Below are 19,822 nucleotides of genomic sequence, written 5' to 3' on the forward strand. Positions count from 1 at the left end.
GCCTGCTTTGGGAGCAGGATGTCAGGAGTTCGAATCCCCTTACCCCGACCATATTTGGGTCGTTAGCTCAGTTGGTAGAGCAGTTGGCTTTTAACCAATTGGTCGTAGGTTCGAATCCCACACGACCCACCATTTTTGAAACCAGTTTGCGCTGGGATCGAATCTTAAGATCAGAGGCCAAAAGCGCTGATCGAAGAAGGCGATCTTTGAAAGGTCGCCTTTTTTTTACCGGGGTATAGCGCAGTCCGGTAGCGCGCCTGCTTTGGGAGCAGGATGTCAGGAGTTCGAATCCCCTTACCCCGACCATATTGAAAATCCTCGTATCGAAAGATACGGGGATTTTTTTTGCCTGCCGAAAGCTGAATCCCTTCAAGTCGTCATACAACCTGCCGATAGCCCGCTAACACGAGGGGACTGCCAACGCTTCGCCCCTTGATCTGGCCATTACAAGAATAAGGGCGTTCGTCATGTTGCTTCGTCAGTTGAATATTGCTCCCCGGGCTGCCCTGGGATTTGCCCTGATCGCGGTCTTGGTGGCCTTGCTCGGCGTGTTTGCGCTGGGACAGATGTCGAGCATTCGCGACAGTGAGGTGGCGGTGGAGAACCGCTGGTTGCCGAGCATCCGTGGCGGCGACGAGATCCGTGAACTGATGCTGCGCATCCGCACCATCTCCCTGCGCATGGCGCTCGATCAGGATCCGGCCAATATCGCCACCTATCGCGGCCAGATGGACACCCGCGACAAGGAACTGAGCGAGAAGATCGCCGCCTACGACAAACTGGTCGACACTGCCGAAGGCCAGCAGCTGTATGACCAGTTCAAGAAAACCTTCGCCGCCTATCGCACCGGCATCGCCCAGTCATTCACCCTCGCCGAGCAAGGCAAGCGTGACGAGTTGACCAAATTGTTGCTGGTTGACATGAAGACCGTGGTCGACGGCTCCGGCAAACAGCTCAATGATCTCGCCGATCTGTTCGCCCGCCAGGTCGCTGCCGAAAGCGAGAAATCCGCCGCGCATTATGAAACCTCGCGCACCATCGTAACCCTGTTCATTGCCTTGGCAGCGCTGGCCACGGTGGCGCTGGCGATGTTGCTCACGCGCAGTATCGTGCGCCCGCTGAGCAGCGCGGTGGATGCCGCCGAAAGTGTCGCCAAGGGCGATCTCACCCGACCGATCGAAACCCATGGCAACGACGAAGTCAGCCGCTTGCTCAAAGCCCTCGCGACGATGCAACAGAACCTGCGCGAGACGCTGCAAGGTATCAGCGGCTCAGCCACACAACTGGCCACCGCCGCTGACGAACTGAGCGCCGTTACCGTCGACAGCACCCAAGGCTTGCAAGAGCAGAACAACGAAATCGAACAGGCCGCCACTGCGGTTAATGAGATGACCGCTGCGGTGGAGGAGGTCGCGCGCAACGCGGTGTCGACGTCCGATGCCACGCGCCAGTCCAGTCAGTCGGCGCAATTGGGCCAGGAGCGCGTCAGCGAAACCGCCAGCGCGATCAATGCGCTGGCCAGTGATGTGCAGAACACCGGTGAACTGGTGCAGTCGCTGGCCAATCAGTCGCAGGACATCGGCAAGGTTCTGGACGTGATTCGCGCCATCGCCGAGCAGACCAATCTGCTGGCGCTCAACGCTGCCATCGAAGCGGCTCGTGCGGGCGAAAGCGGTCGAGGTTTTGCGGTGGTGGCCGACGAGGTGCGCGCGCTGGCGTATCGCACCCAGCAATCGACGCAGGAAATCGAACAGATGGTGCAAGGCATGCGCAGCGGTTCGAGCCAGGCGCTGGAGTCAATGCAGGCCAGCGCATCTCGTGCGGCGAGCACGCTGGTTCTGGCAGAGCGGGCGGGTGAGGCATTGGTGACGATCACGGCGTCGGTGCACGAGATTCACGAGCGCAACCTGGTGATCGCCAGCGCTGCCGAGGAGCAGGCGCAGGTGGCGCGGGAAGTGGATCGCAATCTGGTGAACATTCGCGACCTGTCGGTGCGTTCGGCTGCGGGGGCTGATCAGACCAGCGCGTCGAGCCACGAACTGTCGCAGCTGGCCAATGCGCTGCAGGGCATGGTGCGGCGCTTCCAGCTGTGATCGACAGCCAATAAAAAGCCCCGCGCGATGCGGGGCTTGGAATAAAGATCAAAGGTGGGAGCGAGGCTGCTCGCGAATGCGCCGGATCTTCGAGCAGCACGAAAACCTGTGGGAGCCGGGCTTGCCCGCGATAGCGGTGGGTCAGGCAACAGAAATATCAACTGACCCGGCGCCATCGCTGGCAAGCCAGCTCCCACAGATGTTGGCCTTAGTGCAGCTTCAGACGCGGCTCGGTGCCACGACCAATCTTGCTGCCCAGCATCAGCATCGCCGTGCGGAACGGCCCGTACAGCGCCATCTGGTGCATACGGTACAGCGACACATAGAACATCCGCGCCAGCCAGCCTTCGAGCATGACGCTGCCGGTCAGGTTACCCATCAAGTTACCCACAGCAGAAAAACGCGACAGCGAGATCAGCGAGCCGTAGTCGGTGTATTTGTACTCCGGCAGGGTCTTGCCTTCGATGCGCAGTTTCAGCGACTTGGCCAGCAACGAGGCTTGTTGATGCGCCGCTTGTGCCCGTGGCGGCACGTTGCGATCAGTGCCCGGTTGCGGACAGGCCGCGCAGTCACCGAAGGCAAAGATGTTTTCGTCGCGCGTGGTTTGCAGAGTCGGCAGCACTTGCAGCTGATTGATGCGGTTGGTTTCCAGACCGTCGATGTCCTTGAGGAAACCCGGTGCGCGAATGCCGGCAGCCCAGACTTTCAGGCTGGCCTTGATCTCGTTGCCATCGGCGGTGATCAGGCTGTCGGCAGTCACTTCGCTGACTGCTGCGTTGGTCATCACATTGACCCCTAGCTTCTCCAGGGTTTTGTGCACCGGCCCGCTGATGCGCTCCGGCAGGGCAGGCAGCACCCGTGGGCCGGCTTCGATCAGCGTGATGTGCATGTTTTCCGGTTTGATCCGGTCCAGACCATAAGCGGCCAATTCATGGGCGGCGTTGTGAAGCTCTGCCGCCAGTTCGACGCCAGTGGCGCCAGCGCCGACGATGGCCACGCTGATCTGCTCGACCACGTCGGTCTGCCCGGCGTGGGCGCGCAGATAATGATTGAGCAATTGCTGATGGAAGCGCTCGGCCTGTTTGCGTGTATCGAGGAACAGGCAATGCTGCGCCGCGCCCTGGGTGCCGAAATCGTTGGTGGTGCTGCCCACGCTGATCACCAGCGAGTCATAAGCCACTTCACGCGCCGGCACCAGCTCGACGCCGTTTTCGTCATAGGTCGCGGCCAACTGGATTTTTTTCTGCGCGCGATCGAGCCCGCTCATGCGCCCGAGCTGGAACTCGAAGTGGTTCCATTTCGCCTGGGCGACATAGTTGAGTTCGTCTTCGGAGGAGTTCAGGGAACCGGCGGCCACTTCGTGCAGCAGCGGTTTCCAGATGTGGGTCAGGTTCGCGTCGACCAGCATCACGCTGGCCGTGCCGCGCTTGCCCAGAGTCTTACCCAGGCGGGTAGCCAACTCCAGACCGCCGGCGCCGCCGCCGACAATGACAATACGATGGGACATAGGGATAACTCGCAAGGTTTTTAAAGGAAATCGGTGCGGTTACCCGAGGGAGCGCAAGGCAGCTCATAACGTCAGGTAACTGATAAATCGGCTCAACAGGCCCAGACCAATGGTCACTGCCAGCACCAGCACCAGGAGCATCCACGGCCGGAAAGGCCGGCGCTCGACACGGTGTTGGGACAGTTGCAGGTACTCTTCGACATGCTTTTGGTCTTCGGGGTTCAGGCGGCTGGTCATATTTGCCTCGTCAGGTAGACGTTACTGAATGAGCACAGGCTACAGCGGTTTTCAGCCCGGATTGAACGCAGCGTAGCCACTGTCCGGAACCGGTTCGACGCACACGCTATCGTCGAGGCGAATGATGCCGCTTTGTAACACCCGGGCGGTGATCCCGCCATGCCCGCGCACGGCTTGAAAAGTGCCCGGGCCGAGGTTGTTCTGCAAGCGTGCGCAGGGCTGACACCAGCCAGTGGTTTCGAGTATCGCTTGCCCGATGCGAAAGCGCCGCCCCTTCAGGCTAAACAAATTGATTCCGCTTATAACGAGATTGCGCCGCAGATCTTCAGGCCGGATTGGCTGGTCAGCGGGACGGCCCATCAATGCGTTGATCACCGCCAGGTGCTCCCACTGGATCAGCGTCACCTGTCGCGCATTGCGAATGCCCGGGCGGGCGTGATCGCCGGTGAGCCCGGCTTCCAGCCGCGCCTCGACCGCGTCGAGCTCAAGCATCGGCCCGCGGGATTCTGGACGCACGCCGATCCAGCGCACACGACCGGTTTGCGGAACCTCGGCGATCAACTGCTGCAGCGGCGTCACAGGCTGATGCCCACGTCGAACACAATGCTGCGGCCGAGGTTGCTGCGCAGAAAGTCCGGCGCGTCGGGATGAGCAAACAGCACCCTTGCGAATGTCGGGCCGACCAGCGACAGCGAGCGCCAGCCCTGACGCAGGTATTCGGTCGGTGGCGGGAAGTGGCTGTTGAGATCCAGCACTTCGCGTTTGAGGCTGGCGAAGGCGATGATGTCCAGCTCACCCAGATCCATGCCGCGTTCCTTGTAGTTGTGCGCCTTCTTGCGCAGGGTTGGCGCCAGACGCAGGAGAAATTCATTGGCCGGGATGCGCTTGGGTTTGGCTTCGCGGCGCACCAGTTGGCTCAGGGAAAATGCGCTGCGCCGACGCTGCAATTCGTCGCGCCACTCGTCATTGAGACGGCGGCCTTCATCAAGGACGAAAAAAACTTCGAAATTGGCATCGCGGAACAACACGTCCGGCGGCTCACCCGCCGGGGCGAACTCATCGGCGCGGTAGGGGATGTTCAGACCTTGCAGCAGGCGCTGGCAGACCCAACGCTCACGCTCCCATTTGCGGGCATTGGACAGGAACGCATTGGCCTGCTCGGCCGCGATGGTCAGCAGGCGTAAATAATCTGAATCATCCATAAGCCCAAGCTTAGCGTCCAAATGCGACAAGCAGATAGCTTTGCATCGGCTGGTGCACATACATCGGCGGTGTAGACTGCGACAAAGCGGTAAGCCCATGGAGAAGTTGAGGGAATCATGATCGGCGCCGAACTGCTTTCAACGGCAAGCCTGACGCTCGGCTGGCTGATTTATCTGCCGGTGCTGCTCTGGGCGATCATGCGTGCGCCATGGGTCGAGCTGTTCAGCGACAGTCGCCGGCAGCACTTGCTGTTCGGCACGGTGTTCGCGCTGTTTCTGCTGTGGCTGGTGCGCAGGGATTTCGACACCGGCGTGTCTTATCACTTCATCGGCATGACGGCGGTGACGCTGCTGCTTGATTGGCCGCTGGCGATCGTCGGCGGGCTGGTTGCGCAGATGGGGCTGGTGCTGCTGGGGCGTCAGGACCTGGCTGCGGTGGGCGTCAATGGCGCGTTGCTGATTCTGCTGCCAGTGCTGATCACCGAATGCGTGGCAATCCTCGTGGAGCGTGCGCAGCCACGAAATCCGTTCGTTTACATCTTCTGTTCCGGTTTCTTCGCCGCTGCGTTGTCAGGCCTGTTGTGCCTGATTCTGAGCCTGACGTTGCTGTGGTACGACGGCCTCTTCGCCATGCCGGAATGGCTGGAAGATTTCGTCGGCTACCTGTGGTTGCTGCTGTTTCCCGAGGCCTTTATCAACGGCATGGTTGTCAGTGCGTTGGTGGTGTTCTGCCCGGAATGGCTGGAGACCTTCAACCGCACCCGTTACCTTTCAGCGCCGTGGAAGGACGACGATCCGAAGTCTTGATCCACATCAAACCGGCCATGCCGCAGAGATTTCATGCTCGCGCAAATTCCTTCAGGAGCAGTGGCATGGGCGTTTACGAATGGGCGCGGCAGGAAACCCGGCAGAGTCTGGAGCTGGCGCAGGAAGTGGGCTTTGACCCGGGCCTGAGTTTGCGCGCCCTGCTCAGCGCCGTGGTGCAGCAGAGCAAGGCAGTGCGCAATGCCGAAGACCTGGCCGACGAGTTGCGCTTTCTCGCGGAGAACCTCGACGACAGTCAGGACTACGGCTTTATGCGGCCCTGATCAGCGATCAGTGACGCGGATCGAAATCGCCGGAAAACAGCTCGTCTTCGGCATCCGGGGCGACCGGAATCTTGTGCTCTTCCGAGGCCCAGGCGCCGAGGTCGATCAGTTTGCAGCGATCGGAGCAGAACGGACGGAATTTGTTCGCCGGGGTGAATTCGACGGGGGCGCCGCAGGTTGGGCATTCAACGGTTGGAATCTGGCTCATGCTTGGCCTCCGGATAAAGTCAGATAAAAGTGATGCAGACGCTCGACCTCGCTGTGCAGCCAGGCGAGGTCGCGGTCGTTGACGATCACATCGTCGGCACGGCTCACGCGGTCTTCACGGCTCGATTGCGCCTTGAGGATCGCCTGCACTTGTTGTTCGCTGGTCTGGTCACGCTGCAAGGTGCGTTCGATCTGCAGTTGTTGCGGCGCATCGATGACCAGAATGCGCTGGGTCATCGCGTATTGCCCGGACTCGATCAGCAACGGTGACACCAGAATCGCGTAAGGCGATTTTGCCTGCGCCAGGTGATGAGCGATTTCCTCGCCGATCAACGGATGCAGCAGCGCTTCGAGCCAACGTCGCTGTTCGGGGTCTTCAAAAATCAGTTTGCGCAGGGCGGCGCGGTCCAGCGTGCCATCGGCCTGCAACACGCCGGAACCGAAATGCTCGGCGATTTTCGCCAGCGCCGGACGCCCCGGCTCGACTACCCAGCGCGCCGCATGATCAGCGTCCACCACGTGCACGCCGAGGTCGATGAAGTGCTGCGCCGCCGCACTTTTGCCGCTGCCGATGCCGCCGGTCAGGCCGAGGATCCAGGGTTTTTCCACAGGGGTATTCATTTCAAACCGACAGACTGCCAATAGAAGTCGGTTATTTGACCACCCCAGAGCAAGGCAATCCAGCCGGCAATTGCCAGAAAGGGGCCGAAGGGGATCGGCGTCGAGGTTTCCTGGGCGCGCAAGCGCAGCATGACGACGCCCAAAATCGCCCCCACCAAGGATGACAACAGAATCGTCAGCGGCAGAATCTGCCAGCCACCCCATGCGCCGAGCAAGGCCAGCAGCTTGAAATCGCCATGACCGATGCCGTCCTTGCCGGTGAGCAGTTTGAACAGCCAGAACACCGACCACAGCGCCAGATAACCCGCGACTGCGCCCCACAATGCATCGGGCAACGCCACGAACACGCCGAAGCTGTTGACGATCAGCCCCAGCCACAGCAGCGGCAGCACCAGCACATCGGGCAGCAACTGATGTTCGCAGTCGATCAGACTCATCGCCAGCAAGCCCCACGTCAGCAAAATCAGCAAGCCCGCCGGCCAGCCGAAGCCCAGATGCCATGCGATGAATGCCGAGAGCAGGCCGCAGGCCAGTTCGGTCAGCGGGTAACGTTTACTGATCGGCGCCGAACAAGCCGAGCAGCGCCCGCGCAGGCACAGATAACTGAGCAGCGGAATGTTTTCCCACGGGCGGATCCGATGTCCGCAATGCGGGCACGCGGAGTGCGGCAGCATCAGGTTGTAGGTCGGCACGGGCGTTTCGCTGGGCAGGCCGAGCACATCATGGGCTTGCTGGCGCCAGTCACGCTCAAGCATCTTCGGCAGGCGCCACACCACAACATTGAGGAAGCTGCCGACCACCAGCCCGAGCAGCAGCGCGCTGACCACAAAGGCCAGCGGATACACGGCAAACAGTTCGTCGATAGGCATGTCAGATCGCTGAGCCGAGTTGGAAGATCGGCAGGTACATGGCCACCACCAGTCCACCGACGATGACCCCCAGCACCACCATGATGAACGGCTCCATCAGGCTGGTGAGGTTGTCGACCATGTTATCGACTTCGGCTTCATAAAAACCGGCGACCTTGTCGAGCATGTCATCCAGTGCCCCGGACTCCTCGCCAATGGCGGTCATCTGCACCGCCATATTGGGAAACACACCGGTGCTGCGCATCGAGAAATTCAATTGCATACCGGTCGAGACGTCTTGCCGAACTCGCAGCACCGCGCGCTTGAACACCACGTTGCCGGTGGCGCCCGCCACCGAATCCAGCGCCTCCACCAACGGCACGCCGGCGGCGAAAGTGGTCGACAGGGTGCGGGCGAAACGGGCGACGGCGGACTTGTACATCAAAGTGCCTACCAGCGGCAGCTTCAGCAGCCAGGCATCGCGCCGGTCGCGTAGGGCCTGCGAAGTCTTCAACGCGTGGCGAGTGCCGAAAAACGCTGCCACCAGCGCAAAAAGAATCGCCCACCACCACTGCTGCATGAATTCCGACAGGCTGATGATCATCAGGGTGAAGCCCGGCAGTTCGGCGCCGAACCCGGAAAACACCGACTGGAACTGCGGCACCACTTTGACCAGCAGAATGCCGGTCACCACCGCCGCCACCAGCACCACGGCGGTGGGGTAGGTCATGGCTTTCTTGATCTTGGCCTTGAGCGCTTCGCTTTTTTCCTTATAGGTCGCCACTCGTTCGAGCAACGTGTCGAGGGCACCGGACTGTTCGCCGGCGTCGACCAGGTTGCAGTACAGCTCGTCGAAGTATTGCGGTTTCTTGCGCAGGGCCGTGGCGAAGCTGTTACCGGCCGCGACCTCCTGTTTGACCTCGTCGACCAGCTTGCGCATGGCCGGGTTTTCGAAGCCCTCGCCGATGATGTCGAAGGACTGCAACAGCGGTACACCGGCTTTCATCATCGTTGCCATCTGCCGGGTGAACAGGGCGATGTCCTGCGGTTTGATGCGTTTGCCCAAGCTCAGCAGGGAGGCGGATTTCTTGCGCACCTTGCCCGGGTTGATCCCTTGTTTGCGCAGCTGCGCCTTGATCAGTGCGGGGTTCTGCCCGCTCAACTCGCCGCTGACTTTACTGCCTTTGCGGTCGGTGCCTTCCCAGGCGTAAACGCTGACTTTCGCTGCCTTGACCGCCATGTTCAATCCTTGGTGACCCGGTTGATTTCCTCAAGGCTGGTGATGCCTTGCATGGCCTTGTGCAGCCCGGAGGTGCGCAGATCGGCGAAACCGTCGCGGCGCATCTGAATGTCGATTTCCAGCGAATTGCCTTCGGCCATGATCAACCGTTGCAGGTCCGGTGTGTTCTTTACCACTTCATAAATCCCCACGCGTCCTTTGTATCCGCCGTTGCAGTGATCGCAACCGACCGGCTCGTAGATCGTGAAATGACCGATGCGTTCCTCGGGGAAGCCTTCCTTGAGCAAGGTTTCGTGCGGGATTTCCAGCGGCCGCTTGCAGTGCGCGCACAATTTGCGCGCCAGACGCTGGGCGATGATCAGGCTGACCGAGGTGGCGATGTTGAACCCGGGAATGCCCATGTTGTGCAGGCGCGTGAGGGTTTCCGCCGCGCTGTTGGTGTGGAGGGTCGACAGCACCAGGTGGCCGGTCTGCGCGGCCTTGATCGCGATCTCGGCGGTTTCCAGGTCGCGGATCTCGCCGACCATGATCACATCCGGGTCCTGACGCAGAAACGAGCGTAGCGCCTGGGCAAAGTCCAGCCCTTGGCGGGGATTGACGTTGACCTGATTGATGCCTTCCATGTTGATTTCCACCGGGTCTTCGGCGGTGGAAATGTTGATGTCGACGGTGTTGAGAATGTTCAGCCCGGTGTACAGCGACACGGTTTTACCGGAGCCGGTGGGGCCGGTGACCAGAATCATCCCTTGCGGCTGTTTCAGCGCGGCCAGGTACAAAGCCTTTTGCTCGGCTTCGTAACCCAAGGCGTCGATGCCCATTTGTGCACTGGACGGGTCGAGAATCCGGATCACCACTTTTTCGCCCCACAGGGTCGGCAAGGTGTTGACGCGAAAATCGATGGATTTGCTTTTCGACAGGCGCATCTTGATCCGCCCGTCCTGGGGTTTGCGTCGTTCGGAAATATCCAGACTGGCCATCACCTTCAGGCGAGCGGCAATGCGCCCGGCCAACTGGATCGGCGGCTTGGCCACCTCGCGCAGCATGCCGTCGGTGCGCATGCGCACCCGGTAGTTTTTTTCGTACGGCTCGAAATGCAGGTCGGAAGAGCCACTCTTGATCGCATCGAGCAGCATTTTGTGCACGAAACGTACGACCGGGGCGTCGTCAGCATCGAGGCCGCCGATCACGTCCTGTTTGTTGTCCTCAATCGACTCGACGTCGAGGCCGTCGAGATCGACATCGGCCATTTCCTCCAGGCCCGAGGCATGGCTGTCGAAGAACTTGTCGATGGCGTCGCTGAGTTTGTCGTCCTCGACCAGAATCGCTTCGGTGCTCAGGCCGGTGCTGAACTGGATGTCGCTGATCGCCTGCTGATTGCTCGGGTCGGAAAGGCCCACGAACAGTTTGTTGCCGCGCCGCCACAAGGGCAGGGCGCAGTGCTGACGAACCAGTTTTTCACTGACCAGGCCCCTGGGCTGAGTCTCCTTGTCGAGGCAGCTGAGATCGAGCAGGGCCATGCCGAAATGTTCGGAAGCGATCTCGGCGATCTGCCGGCTGTTGACCAGTTTGTTGTGTACCAGGTAATTGACCAGCGAGACGCGATTGCGCTGGGCCTGCGCCCAGGATTGCCGGGCACTTGTTTCCGTGAGCAGTTCGGCCTGGACCAATTGCTTGGCCAGACCGCTCAGAGCGATGTCATTCATGGGGATTCCGCACGCTTGCCGTTCATGACTTATAGCCTAGTCAAGTGACAGCGCCAAACACGGCCGGTGCAGGTGACAAAAAGTGTCAGATAGTGCGGTTGCGGGTTGTAGGAAACGGCGCAGAAAATTGCGCGCGCCCAGCAGGCGGGGCCTGAAAGGCGTTGGCATGGGCTGTGCTGAGCCTTGTTCAGATCATGAGATTTCGACTCATGCATGGAGCGTGTCTATGAAAAAACAACAAGGTTTCACATTGATCGAGCTGCTGATCGTCGTGGCGATCATCGGCATTCTGGCGACTATCGCCCTGCCTCAGTATTCGAAGTATCAGGCGCGGTCGAAGGTGACGGCGGGGTTGGCGGAGATTAGTGCATTGAAAGTGCCGTTCGAGGACACGATCAATCAAGGCACAGCTCCAACTCTGGCCAACGTTGCCAATGGTGCGACTACTACCTCCAACTGTACGTTGGCAGTTACAGGCACAGCCGCGACTGGCGAAGGCACGCTTACCTGTACCCTGCTCAATGCACCAGGTCCGGTGTTAGGTAAAACCATTACGCTTTCTCGTTCCGGGGCGGCGACGGGGAATACCTCCGGTGTTTGGACGTGCTCGACGACGGTCAACTCTGATTATTCTCCGCGCGGTTGCACGGCCAGCGGTACGTAATCACAAAGGCGAATAATCAGAATGCCCCGCATTGCGGGGTATTTTTGTATCTGCGATCACTTAACAAAAGCTCCAATAATTTCAGCAGCTTATGAACTTTCCGAAAAACCGCAACTTGCATGCGAAATTGCGTTGAGTCATGCATTTTGCATGAAAACGAAAATTAGCGTTTTTTATAACTCATTGTTTTTAAACAGTTTTATGCGACTGAAAAAGTTGGCACAGCGTTCGCAATATCTCCGGTAACCCTGCTGACAAGCGTTACAGCAGACTTCCAGTAAAAACAGGAGTTACTCGTATGAAGAAGTTCGCTATCACTGCCGCTGCTACCGCTCTGACCCTGACCATGGCTGGTGGCGCTTTCGCCCAGTCCGCTCAGGCTACCCAAGCGCCAATGGTTCTGGCTGCCGGTGAAGTTACCGAAATGAAACAAGATACCAGCGACACCTGGATCACCACCAAGGTCAAAGCTGACCTGGTTACCGAAAAAGGCATTCCAGGCACCGACATCAAAGTCGAAACCAACAAGGGTGTAGTTTCCCTGTCGTCGACCACTGCGGTAACCGAGTCGCAGAAAGAAGTCGCCGTAGGCATCGCCAAGAAAATCAAAGGCGTTAAAGCGGTCTCCGCTGACGGCCTGAAAGCCGAGTAAGGCAAGACTTCTCGCCTGAACCGGGAGAAGACGCGACAGACGGGCCGAGCAATACGTCTGCCGCAACTTTAGAGTTCATGCGAACGGTCACACGGATGTGACCATTACAGGCCCCGGCACTTGTGTCGGGGCCTGTTCTATTTTGGGCAATACCAATGTGGGAGCGAGCCTGCTCGCGAATGCGTAGTGTCAGCCGACAAGTTCGTCAGTAGACAGAGCGTATTCGCGAGCAGGCTCGCTCCCACAGGGTGAATTTCGTTCGGCTTAGTTACCGCGTTTGCTGTTGATCTGCCGCAGGCGATTGCCTTCGAAGCGCAGGTATTGATACATGCCGTTGTTCGGGCCGTAGGTCCATTCCTCGACCTGAAACTCTTCGCGGCGATTGGCGCTGCGCTTGTAGCCGAGCACATCGCGACTGACCGGCTCGCCGCATTTTTGCAGCACCTCGCTGGCGCGGTCGCCGAGGCTGATCAACTGGCTGCCGCAGCGCAATGTATCCGAAGCCGACGCGTGGCCGGCGGCGCACGTCAGCGCGAGCACAGCCAGCCAGTTACGCACGGTCATTCGGCATCCAGGTGCATTTGCGTGACCACGCGGCCATCGCTTTCGGCCTCGCCGAGGTTGGCGTCGATGAAGTACACGCGGTCATCTTCCAGCTTGCCCTTGTCGACCAGGTAATCCTTGATGGTGCTGGCGCGATCCTGGCCCAACTGTCGCAACAGCACCTCGCTGCCGCTCCAGAACGCGATCACGCCTTGGCGCATTTTCGCCGTGCGTTCTTCCTTGCCCAGGTCTTTCCATTCTGCCGGTGGCTGGGTTTTCAGGCGGGTGCGGTAAATCCCTTCGAGCAACGCGCCTTTCTCGCTTTCGGGCACTTGCAACAGCGAGGCCTGGGCCGGAACTTTGTCGCCACGGCGCTGAAGCATCTTGTAGTAGTTGTATTGGTATTCGCGTTCCAGACGTTGCTCGGCGAGCAGCGGCCCATCGCTGCTCTTCGCAGCAGTGCCTTCGATTTCCAGGCGCAGCGCCGGACGTTCCTTGAGCGCTTGCGACAGTTTCACCAGCGCCGCTTCGGCGTCTTTGCTCAGATCGCTGGAGCCCGGCGCGAAGGACACCGTGCCGAGGTCTTCGGAGCCGCCGCCACTGACCAGCCCGCCAATCATCTTGAACGGTGCGGCGGCCGCTTTGACGATCAAATTGCGCAGGGTCTGCCAGACGATCGGCATCACGCTGAACTGTGGATTATTCAGGTCGCCGGTCACCGGCAATTCGATGGAGATCTTGCCGTCGACGTCCTTGAGCAGAGCAATAGCCAGCTTCAGCGGCAAACTTACTGCATCAGGGCTGTCGACCTTCTCGCCCAGTTGCAGCTGCTCGACGACGACTTTGTTCTCGGCTTTCAGTTGGCCTTTGGTGATCAGGTAGTGCAGATCAAGGTTGAGCCGGCCCTTGCGGATGCGGTAGCCGGCGAACTTGCCGGAGTAGGGCGTCAGGGTGGTTAGCTCGACGCGCTTGAAGCTGGTGGCGATGTCTAGGCTGGCCATCGGGTCGAACGGATTGACCGCTCCCTTGATGGTCACAGGCGCATAACGGTCGACCTTGCCTTTGATGTCGACGCTGGCCGGTTTCGCCTGCCGACTATCGATGGTGCCGATCTGGCCGTTGAGCTGTTGCACGGCGGTGGCGAAATTCGGCGTCAGGCTGAAGTCGGCGAAGTTGGCCGAGCCGTCGTTGATCGCAATCGCACCGATGTGAATGCCCAACGGTTTGTCCTTGCCGGCCGGTTTGGCTGCGGTGCCTTTTGCACCGCTGTCGGCCGGTTGCGGGATCAGCAGGTCGTCGACGTTGGTGGTGCGATCGTCGTTGATCATGAAGCGCACATACGGCTGCAACAGGTTGACCTTGTCGATCGACAGGCTGTCGCCGTGCTGATAGTTGATGCCGTCGACCACGACTTGCTGCCATTTGAGGAAGTCGCGGGTCTTCAGCGTATCGAGGGTGTGCAGTTGATCGATCTGCGCGCGGCCGGTGACGCTGAGGGCCAGCGGCTCGGTGCTCTTCAGGTTGACCTTGAGGTCACTGCCGAGCATGCCGCTGCGCAGTTCCAGGCGAATGAACGGGTTGATGTAGGACTGCGCGACACGCAGGTCGACGTCCTCGGTTTTCACGTTGAGCTGCGCGTTGACCGGGGCCAGATTAACCGTGCCGTCGGCGCTGATCTTGCCTTGCTTGCCCAGGCCGCTGTCGAGCTTGAGCTTGAAAGGCGAGCCGTTGAGGCTGTCGAAATCCTGCAAGTCGACGTTCAGCGGGGTGATGTCCAGCGCCACCGCCGGTTGCGCCGAGCGGTCAGCGAGATGGACCGTGTAGTTGCGCAGTTGCACATCCTTGACCAGCACCTGCCATGGCTTGCTCGGGGCGCTTGGCTCAGGTTTCGGCGAGTCGGCGGCGGCCGGTGTATCCGTAGGTTCGGCAGCGGCTTTGGCCGCCGGTTTCGACGGTTGGCTGGCGAACAGCTTCTGCCAGTCCAGTTGGCCGTCGGCTTCCAGCGCCGCCCAGGTTTCCAGTTTGTTGCTGCGGATCTTGCCGACCACCACTTGCTGCTTGGCCAGGTCCAGCGAGGTTTCGCTGACGTCGAGGCGTTCGAGCCTGGCCAGCGGACGTCCGTCCGGAGCCTTGATGGCGAATGGCGCAATGCTCACCGCGACGTTGTTCAGCAGCAGTTCGGTTTGTTTCGACAGGTTGAGTTTGTACTCGGTGCTGAGGCTGACCACGCCGTTTTCCAGCACCAGCGGCACGGCGTCGCGCACGTAGGGCCAGAAGGATTTCATCTGGCCATCGGTGACTTTCAGCGTGCCTTCGGAGGTGAACGGGATCAGGCTGAAATTGCCGGTCCAGTCGATCCGCCCGCCAGCGGGGCCGATGGCGACGAGGGTCATGTCGGCGCTGTCCTCGGGCAGGGTGCTGAGGTTTTTCAGCTCGAAACTGAGGTCGTCGTACAGAAATTCGATCGGCTCACTGGGCCGCATATCCTCGAAATGCACCACGCCGCCGGCCAGTTTGATGTTGTCGATACGCAGCGGGAATGGCTTGGCGTCGGGATCGGCGGGTGTCGGCTCGCTCGGAGGCAGGTTGAACAGGCCGAGCAGGTTGAGCTTGCCGTCCTTGGCGAAGAGGATTTCGCTTTTGGGTTTGTCCAGTTCGATGTCGGACAGATGCAGCGCTTTGGTCCACAGGCTGTCGATTTGCAGGTTGGCATAGAGGCGATCGAAGCCGACCTGCTCCTTGCCCGGTTCGCCGATGATCAGGCCCCACAGGGTGACCTCAAGGCTGAAGGGGTTGAGTTCGATACGCTGCAGATGCGCCGGCACCGTGGCGTAGTTGGCCAGTTGCTGGTTGGCCACGCGCAAGGCAATGCCCGGCAGGATCAGAAACCCCAGCAGGCTGTAGAGGGCCAAGGCTGTCAGCAGTGCGCCAATCGCGCGAATCAATCCTTTGGGCATGTGCGGCTTCATCTGTCTGAATCGGAGTGCCTTGGAGTATGGCACGCGATTCTGGTTCCGAAGTGCTTGATGTGGGACAGGATTGTTCAGAAATTTCTGTAGGAACAGATCTCCCTTGTGGGAGCGAGCCTGCTCGCGAATGCGGTGGTTCAGTGAAAAACAAGTCGACTGACACTGCGCCTTCGCGAGCAGGCTCGCTCCCACAGGGGAATGTAATCGCTCATGCCGGAGGGATCACAGCTGCAAGATCAGCGTCTTCAGCGGGGGCTGCTGGTCCCGCGAGGGGAAGTCGGCACCCGGGGTCATCACGCTCCATTCGCGCACCGGGCGGCCGGCCTTTTCGGCGCAGCGCAACACTTGTTCGCGCCAGTCGTCCATGCTGACTTTCGCCAGGTTGTTGCAGCAGATCAGCACGCCGTTGTCAGCGGTGGTCAGCAGCGCCGGTTTGAGCAGGCTCTGATAATCGCGCAGCAAATCGACGGTGCCGAACGCACTTTTGGCCCACGCCGGCGGATCGAGCAGGACCAGATCGTATTGGCGCTGTTCGAGGCGCTGATAGCTCGGCAACTTCTGCCCGCGCCGCACGCTGATCGGCAGGCCAGCAAGCTGGCGGATTGCCGGGAAGTAATCGGACTGAATGAATTGCATCGGCGGCAGTTGCGGGTTGAGCAAACCATTCTCGCGACCGACCGCCAGATTGCCCTCGGCAAAATCGAGGTTGCACACCTCACGTGCACCGCCGGCCGCAGCACTGAGGCCAACGCCACAGGTGTAGGCGAACAGGTTGAGCACACTTTTGCCTTGCGCGTGATCCTTGACCCAGCCACGGGTGTTGCGCAGGTCGAGGAACAGCAGCGGATCCTGCCCGGCATGACGCCCGCGCACGCGGTAGTTCAGGCCCCATTCATGCCCGACCAGATCCGCCAGTGCGGCGTCATCGGCTTTATAGACGCTGTCCTCGCGATCGATCCGCGAGTTGCCACGGGAGCGGTCGTTGTAGACCAGCAGGCTGTCGAAGCCCAGGGTCTGGTTGACCATGGCGTGCAGTTGCAGCAGATCGTCACGTTCGAGCGTCTGGTGAAAACTCTGCACCAGCAGTTGCGGGCCGTAGCGGTCGATGGTCAGGCCGCCGGCACCTTCCTGGCTGCCATGGAACAGCCGATAGCAATCGGTGCCCTGGCTGTGCAGCACAGCGAGCAGGTCCTGGCGTTGATCGAGGGCGGCGCGCAGCGCCTGATTCAAGGAAGACATGCGGGCGCCTTGCTGAAAAAACGCGAAGCTTAGCAGTCGGGGCGCTACAAGCGGCAAGTTTCTAGCTGCAAGCTAAAAGCGAAAAGCTGCGCGGACCGCTTTAGCTTGCAGCTTGTAGCTAGAAACTTGCAGCTCTCAAGTATTGAGCCGCTTGTCGACGAGGTCCTGCACCACACTCGGATCAGCCAGGGTCGAAGTATCGCCGAGGCTGTCGAGCTCATTGCAGGCAATCTTGCGCAAAATCCGCCGCATGATCTTGCCCGAACGGGTCTTCGGCAGCGCCGGCGCCCACTGGATCAGGTCCGGTTTGGCGAAGCTGCCGATCTCCTTGCTGACATGCGCCAGCAGGTCTTTCTTCAGCTCTTCGTTGGCCTCGGTGCCGTTCATTGGCGTCACGAATGCGTAGATGCCCTGGCCTTTGACGTCGTGGGGATAACCGACCACGGCGGCCTCGGCGATGCTGTCGTGCAGCACCAAGGCGCTCTCCACTTCGGCGGTGCCGATGCGGTGGCCGGAGACGTTGATCACATCGTCGATGCGTCCGGTGATCCAGTAATCGCCGTCCTCGTCGCGGCGGGCGCCGTCGCCGGTGAAGTAATAGCCGGGGTAGGGCTTGAAGTAGGTGTCGATCATCCGCTGCGGATCACCGTAGACGCTGCGAATCTGCGCCGGCCAGCTCGACTTGATCGCCAGCACGCCACTGCCGGCGCCTTTGATTTCCTTGCCGACTTCGTCAAGCAACACCGGTTGCACGCCAAACATCGGTTGCGTCGCGCAGCCCGGTTTGATCCGTTGCGCGCTGACCAGCGGGCTGAGCATGATGCCGCCGGTTTCGGTCTGCCACCAGGTGTCGACGATCGGGCAGCGCTGTTCACCGACAGCATTGAAATACCATTCCCACGCTTCCGGGTTGATCGGCTCACCGACGCTGCCGAGCAATCTGAGGCTGGCGCGCGACGTTTCCTTCAATGGTCCGGTGCCTTCGCGCATCAGCGCGCGCAGGGCGGTGGGTGCTGTGTAGAAAATGTTCACCTTGTGCTTGTCGATGACCTGCCAGAAGCGCGAGCTGCTCGGGTAGCTCGGCACGCCTTCGAACATCAGTGTGGTCGCACCGTTGGCCAGCGGCCCGTAGACGATGTAACTGTGGCCGGTGACCCAGCCGACGTCGGCGGTGCACCAGAACACTTCGCCGTCGCGGTAGTCGAGCACATATTTGAAGGTCATCGCCGCTTGCAGCAGGTAGCCGCCGGTGGTGTGCAGCACGCCTTTGGGTTTGCCGGTGCTGCCGGAGGTGTAGAGGATGAACAGCGGATCTTCGGCGTCCATCGGTTCCGGCGGGCAGTCGTCGCTGACCTCGCGCACCGCGTGGTGATACCACAGGTCGCGGCCCTCGACCCAATCGACCTGGCCCTGAGTGCGCTCGACCACCACCACGGTGCTGACGTTCGGGCAACTTTGCAGGGCTTTGTCGACGTTGTTTTTCAGCGGCACGAAGCGGCCGCCGCGCACGCCTTCATCGGCCGTGATCACGGTACGGCAGTCGGCGTCGAGGATTCGATCACGCAAGGAATCCGGGGAAAATCCGCCAAACACCACCGAATGAATCGCGCCGATTCGCGCGCAGGCGAGCATGGCGTAGGCGGCTTCGGGGATCATCGGCATGTAGATGCACACCCGATCGCCTTTCTTCACGCCACGGCTTTTCAGTACGTTGGCCAGACGGCAGACGTGGTGATGGAGTTTGTTGTAAGTGATCTGCGCCGATTCGGCAGGATCATCGCCTTCCCAGAGCAGGGCGGTCTGCTCGCCGCGTTGCTTGAGGTGACGGTCGATGCAGTTGTAACTGACGTTGAGCTTGCCGCCGGCAAACCAGGCCGCTTCACCGGTTTTCAGGTCATAGCGCTGCACGGTCTGCCACGGCGTGCTCCAATCGAGGAAACGCGTGGCCTGCTCGGCCCAGAAGGCGCTGGGGTGTTCAATCGATTCGCGGTACAGGCGCCGATACTCGTCCTGGCTCAACTGAGCGGCCTGGCGCACGGCATCGGCTTTGGGGAACGTGCTGATATCGAACATGACGGTTCCTTATTCTTGTGGTGCGACACGAATAAAGATGCGCCGAGCGCTGCACAGGTTCAAGTCATGCGCCAAAACAACTGTGGGAGCGAGCTTGCTCGCGAAGGCGGCGGATCAGTCAACACAGTGTTGAATGACGCACCGATTTCGCGAGCAGGCTCGCTCCCACAGGGGAACAGCGTTGTGCCCGAAGGCTTTTATCAGCCGCGATGACGCCCGCGGAAGTAGTTGATCAGGCCCTGAGTCGAGGCATCGTCAGCCACGGTCTCGTCGCTGCCGACCAGACGGTTGTAGACGCCTTTGCCCAATTCCTTGCCCAGTTCCACACCCCACTGGTCGAAGGCGTTGATGCCCCAGACCACGCTTTGCACGAACACTTTGTGCTCATACATCGCAACCAGCGCGCCGAGGCGACGCGGGCTGATGCGTTCGACCACCAGGGTGTTGCTCGGACGATTGCCCGGGATCACCTTGTGCGGCGCAAGTTTGCGCACGTCGTCTTCGCCCATGCCTTTGTCGCGCAGTTCGGCTTCAGCTTCCGGCAGGGTCTTGCCGAGCATCAGCGCCTGGCTCTGCGACAGGCAGTTGGCGTACAGCCACTGGTGGTGGTCGGAAACCGGGTTGAAGCTGACGATCGGCACGATGAAGTCGGCCGGGATCAGTTGGGTGCCCTGGTGCAGCAACTGGTGATAAGCGTGCTGACCGTTGCAGCCGACGCCGCCCCAGATCACCGGGCCGGTATCGGTCGACACCGAGGTGCCGTCCTGACGCACGCTCTTGCCGTTGGACTCCATGTCCAGCTGTTGCAAGTGCTTGGTGATGTTGCGCAGGTAGTGGTCGTACGGCAGGATCGCGTGGCTTTGCGCACCCCAGAAGTTGCCATACCAGACGCCGAGCAGGGCCAGCAGCACCGGCATGTTCTGTTCGAACGGCGCG

At 60.4% G+C, this 19,822-nt stretch carries 18 protein-coding genes, 2 tRNA genes and 1 pseudogene; 7 read left to right on the top strand and 14 right to left on the bottom strand.

Annotated features, from left to right (window positions below; all coding sequences use genetic code 11):
• Positions 1 to 56 precede the first annotated feature (56 nt).
• The 3 genes from D8U71_RS02595 to D8U71_RS02605 all read left to right on the top strand — a co-directional run bounded on the left by D8U71_RS02595 (position 57) and on the right by D8U71_RS02605 (position 2,093).
• Positions 57 to 132 (top strand) — tRNA-Lys (locus D8U71_RS02595).
• Positions 133 to 229: 97 nt separating this feature from the next.
• Positions 230 to 306, top strand: a tRNA-Pro gene (locus D8U71_RS02600).
• A gap of 161 nt (positions 307 to 467) precedes the next feature.
• Positions 468 to 2,093, top strand: a complete 1,626-nt coding sequence (locus D8U71_RS02605; RefSeq protein ID WP_071173634.1) for a methyl-accepting chemotaxis protein — start codon at positions 468 to 470, stop codon at positions 2,091 to 2,093.
• 208 nt (positions 2,094 to 2,301) lie between these two features.
• Here the strand turns inward: D8U71_RS02605 and D8U71_RS02610 are convergent, their stop codons facing one another.
• The 4 genes from D8U71_RS02610 to D8U71_RS02625 form a co-directional block, all read right to left on the bottom strand.
• On the bottom strand, positions 2,302 to 3,600 hold the full coding sequence (locus tag D8U71_RS02610; RefSeq protein ID WP_016773144.1) for an NAD(P)/FAD-dependent oxidoreductase: 1,299 nt from the start codon (positions 3,598 to 3,600) through the stop codon (positions 2,302 to 2,304).
• Positions 3,601 to 3,663: 63 nt separating this feature from the next.
• Positions 3,664 to 3,837 carry a DUF3094 domain-containing protein gene (locus D8U71_RS02615; RefSeq protein ID WP_007909875.1) on the bottom strand — a complete coding sequence of 58 codons (174 nt, stop codon included), beginning with the start codon at positions 3,835 to 3,837 and terminating at the stop codon, positions 3,664 to 3,666.
• 51 nt (positions 3,838 to 3,888) lie between these two features.
• The gene (locus D8U71_RS02620; protein WP_125925984.1) at positions 3,889 to 4,416 is read right to left on the bottom strand and encodes an MOSC domain-containing protein; all 528 of its coding nucleotides are present in this window, start codon (positions 4,414 to 4,416) and stop codon (positions 3,889 to 3,891) included.
• Complete coding sequence (locus D8U71_RS02625) at positions 4,413 to 5,039, bottom strand: DUF1780 domain-containing protein (protein WP_007909887.1); 627 nt, start codon at positions 5,037 to 5,039, stop codon at positions 4,413 to 4,415. The genes D8U71_RS02620 and D8U71_RS02625 overlap by 4 nt, the downstream gene beginning before the upstream one ends.
• Before the next feature lie 117 nt (positions 5,040 to 5,156).
• On the opposite strand from D8U71_RS02625, the gene D8U71_RS02630 reads away from it, so the two are divergent.
• A complete protein-coding gene (locus D8U71_RS02630; RefSeq protein ID WP_130887102.1) occupies positions 5,157 to 5,846 on the top strand; it encodes an energy-coupling factor ABC transporter permease in 690 nt (229 codons plus the stop codon).
• A gap of 65 nt (positions 5,847 to 5,911) precedes the next feature.
• Positions 5,912 to 6,127 (top strand): hypothetical protein, encoded by a 216-nt coding sequence (locus tag D8U71_RS02635; protein ID WP_016773148.1) that lies wholly within the window; start codon positions 5,912 to 5,914, stop codon positions 6,125 to 6,127.
• A gap of 7 nt (positions 6,128 to 6,134) precedes the next feature.
• Here D8U71_RS02635 and yacG read toward each other — a convergent pair whose 3' ends face one another.
• Genes yacG through pilB form a run of 5 tightly spaced genes read right to left on the bottom strand, consistent with a single transcriptional unit; the run spans position 6,135 to position 10,746 of the window.
• Complete coding sequence (gene yacG / locus D8U71_RS02640) at positions 6,135 to 6,335, bottom strand: DNA gyrase inhibitor YacG (RefSeq protein WP_016773149.1); 201 nt, start codon at positions 6,333 to 6,335, stop codon at positions 6,135 to 6,137.
• Positions 6,332 to 6,955 (bottom strand): dephospho-CoA kinase, encoded by a 624-nt coding sequence (coaE, locus tag D8U71_RS02645; protein ID WP_130887103.1) that lies wholly within the window; start codon positions 6,953 to 6,955, stop codon positions 6,332 to 6,334. The genes yacG and coaE overlap by 4 nt, the downstream gene beginning before the upstream one ends.
• Positions 6,952 to 7,824: an A24 family peptidase gene (locus D8U71_RS02650; protein ID WP_122698545.1), complete on the bottom strand. Its 873-nt coding sequence runs from the start codon at positions 7,822 to 7,824 to the stop codon at positions 6,952 to 6,954. Before D8U71_RS02650 ends, coaE begins: the two co-directional genes overlap by 4 nt.
• Before the next feature lies 1 nt (position 7,825).
• Positions 7,826 to 9,043 carry a type II secretion system F family protein gene (locus D8U71_RS02655; protein WP_024014342.1) on the bottom strand — a complete coding sequence of 406 codons (1,218 nt, stop codon included), beginning with the start codon at positions 9,041 to 9,043 and terminating at the stop codon, positions 7,826 to 7,828.
• Between the two features lie 2 nt (positions 9,044 to 9,045).
• Positions 9,046 to 10,746, bottom strand: a complete 1,701-nt coding sequence (gene pilB / locus D8U71_RS02660) for a type IV-A pilus assembly ATPase PilB (protein WP_130887104.1) — start codon at positions 10,744 to 10,746, stop codon at positions 9,046 to 9,048.
• 226 nt (positions 10,747 to 10,972) lie between these two features.
• Here pilB and D8U71_RS02665 point away from each other — a divergent pair, with 226 nt between their 5' ends.
• Entirely contained in the window at positions 10,973 to 11,410 is a 438-nt protein-coding gene (locus D8U71_RS02665) for a pilin (protein ID WP_110603181.1), read from the top strand.
• 298 nt (positions 11,411 to 11,708) lie between these two features.
• Positions 11,709 to 12,062 carry a BON domain-containing protein gene (locus tag D8U71_RS02670; protein WP_016773155.1) on the top strand — a complete coding sequence of 118 codons (354 nt, stop codon included), beginning with the start codon at positions 11,709 to 11,711 and terminating at the stop codon, positions 12,060 to 12,062.
• A 264-nt stretch (positions 12,063 to 12,326) separates the two neighbouring features.
• Here the strand turns inward: D8U71_RS02670 and D8U71_RS02675 are convergent, their stop codons facing one another.
• The 5 genes and pseudogenes from D8U71_RS02675 to D8U71_RS02695 all read right to left on the bottom strand — a co-directional run.
• Positions 12,327 to 12,626 carry a DUF2845 domain-containing protein gene (locus tag D8U71_RS02675; RefSeq protein WP_039761633.1) on the bottom strand — a complete coding sequence of 100 codons (300 nt, stop codon included), beginning with the start codon at positions 12,624 to 12,626 and terminating at the stop codon, positions 12,327 to 12,329.
• The gene (locus tag D8U71_RS02680; protein WP_130887105.1) at positions 12,623 to 15,574 is read right to left on the bottom strand and encodes a DUF748 domain-containing protein; all 2,952 of its coding nucleotides are present in this window, start codon (positions 15,572 to 15,574) and stop codon (positions 12,623 to 12,625) included. Before D8U71_RS02680 ends, D8U71_RS02675 begins: the two co-directional genes overlap by 4 nt.
• A 222-nt stretch (positions 15,575 to 15,796) precedes the next feature.
• Entirely contained in the window at positions 15,797 to 16,813 is a 1,017-nt protein-coding gene (locus tag D8U71_RS02685; RefSeq protein ID WP_123443323.1) for a class I SAM-dependent methyltransferase, read from the bottom strand.
• A gap of 135 nt (positions 16,814 to 16,948) precedes the next feature.
• The gene (gene acs / locus D8U71_RS02690; protein ID WP_130887106.1) at positions 16,949 to 18,886 is read right to left on the bottom strand and encodes an acetate--CoA ligase; all 1,938 of its coding nucleotides are present in this window, start codon (positions 18,884 to 18,886) and stop codon (positions 16,949 to 16,951) included.
• Positions 18,887 to 19,086: 200 nt separating this feature from the next.
• Positions 19,087 to 19,822: pseudogene (locus D8U71_RS02695) on the bottom strand (glucose-6-phosphate isomerase); the annotation flags it as partial.

The sequence above is a fragment of the Pseudomonas sp. Sample_21 genome (assembly GCF_004307525.1).
In the GTDB taxonomy this organism is placed as follows: Bacteria; Pseudomonadota; Gammaproteobacteria; order Pseudomonadales; family Pseudomonadaceae; genus Aquipseudomonas; species Aquipseudomonas atacamensis.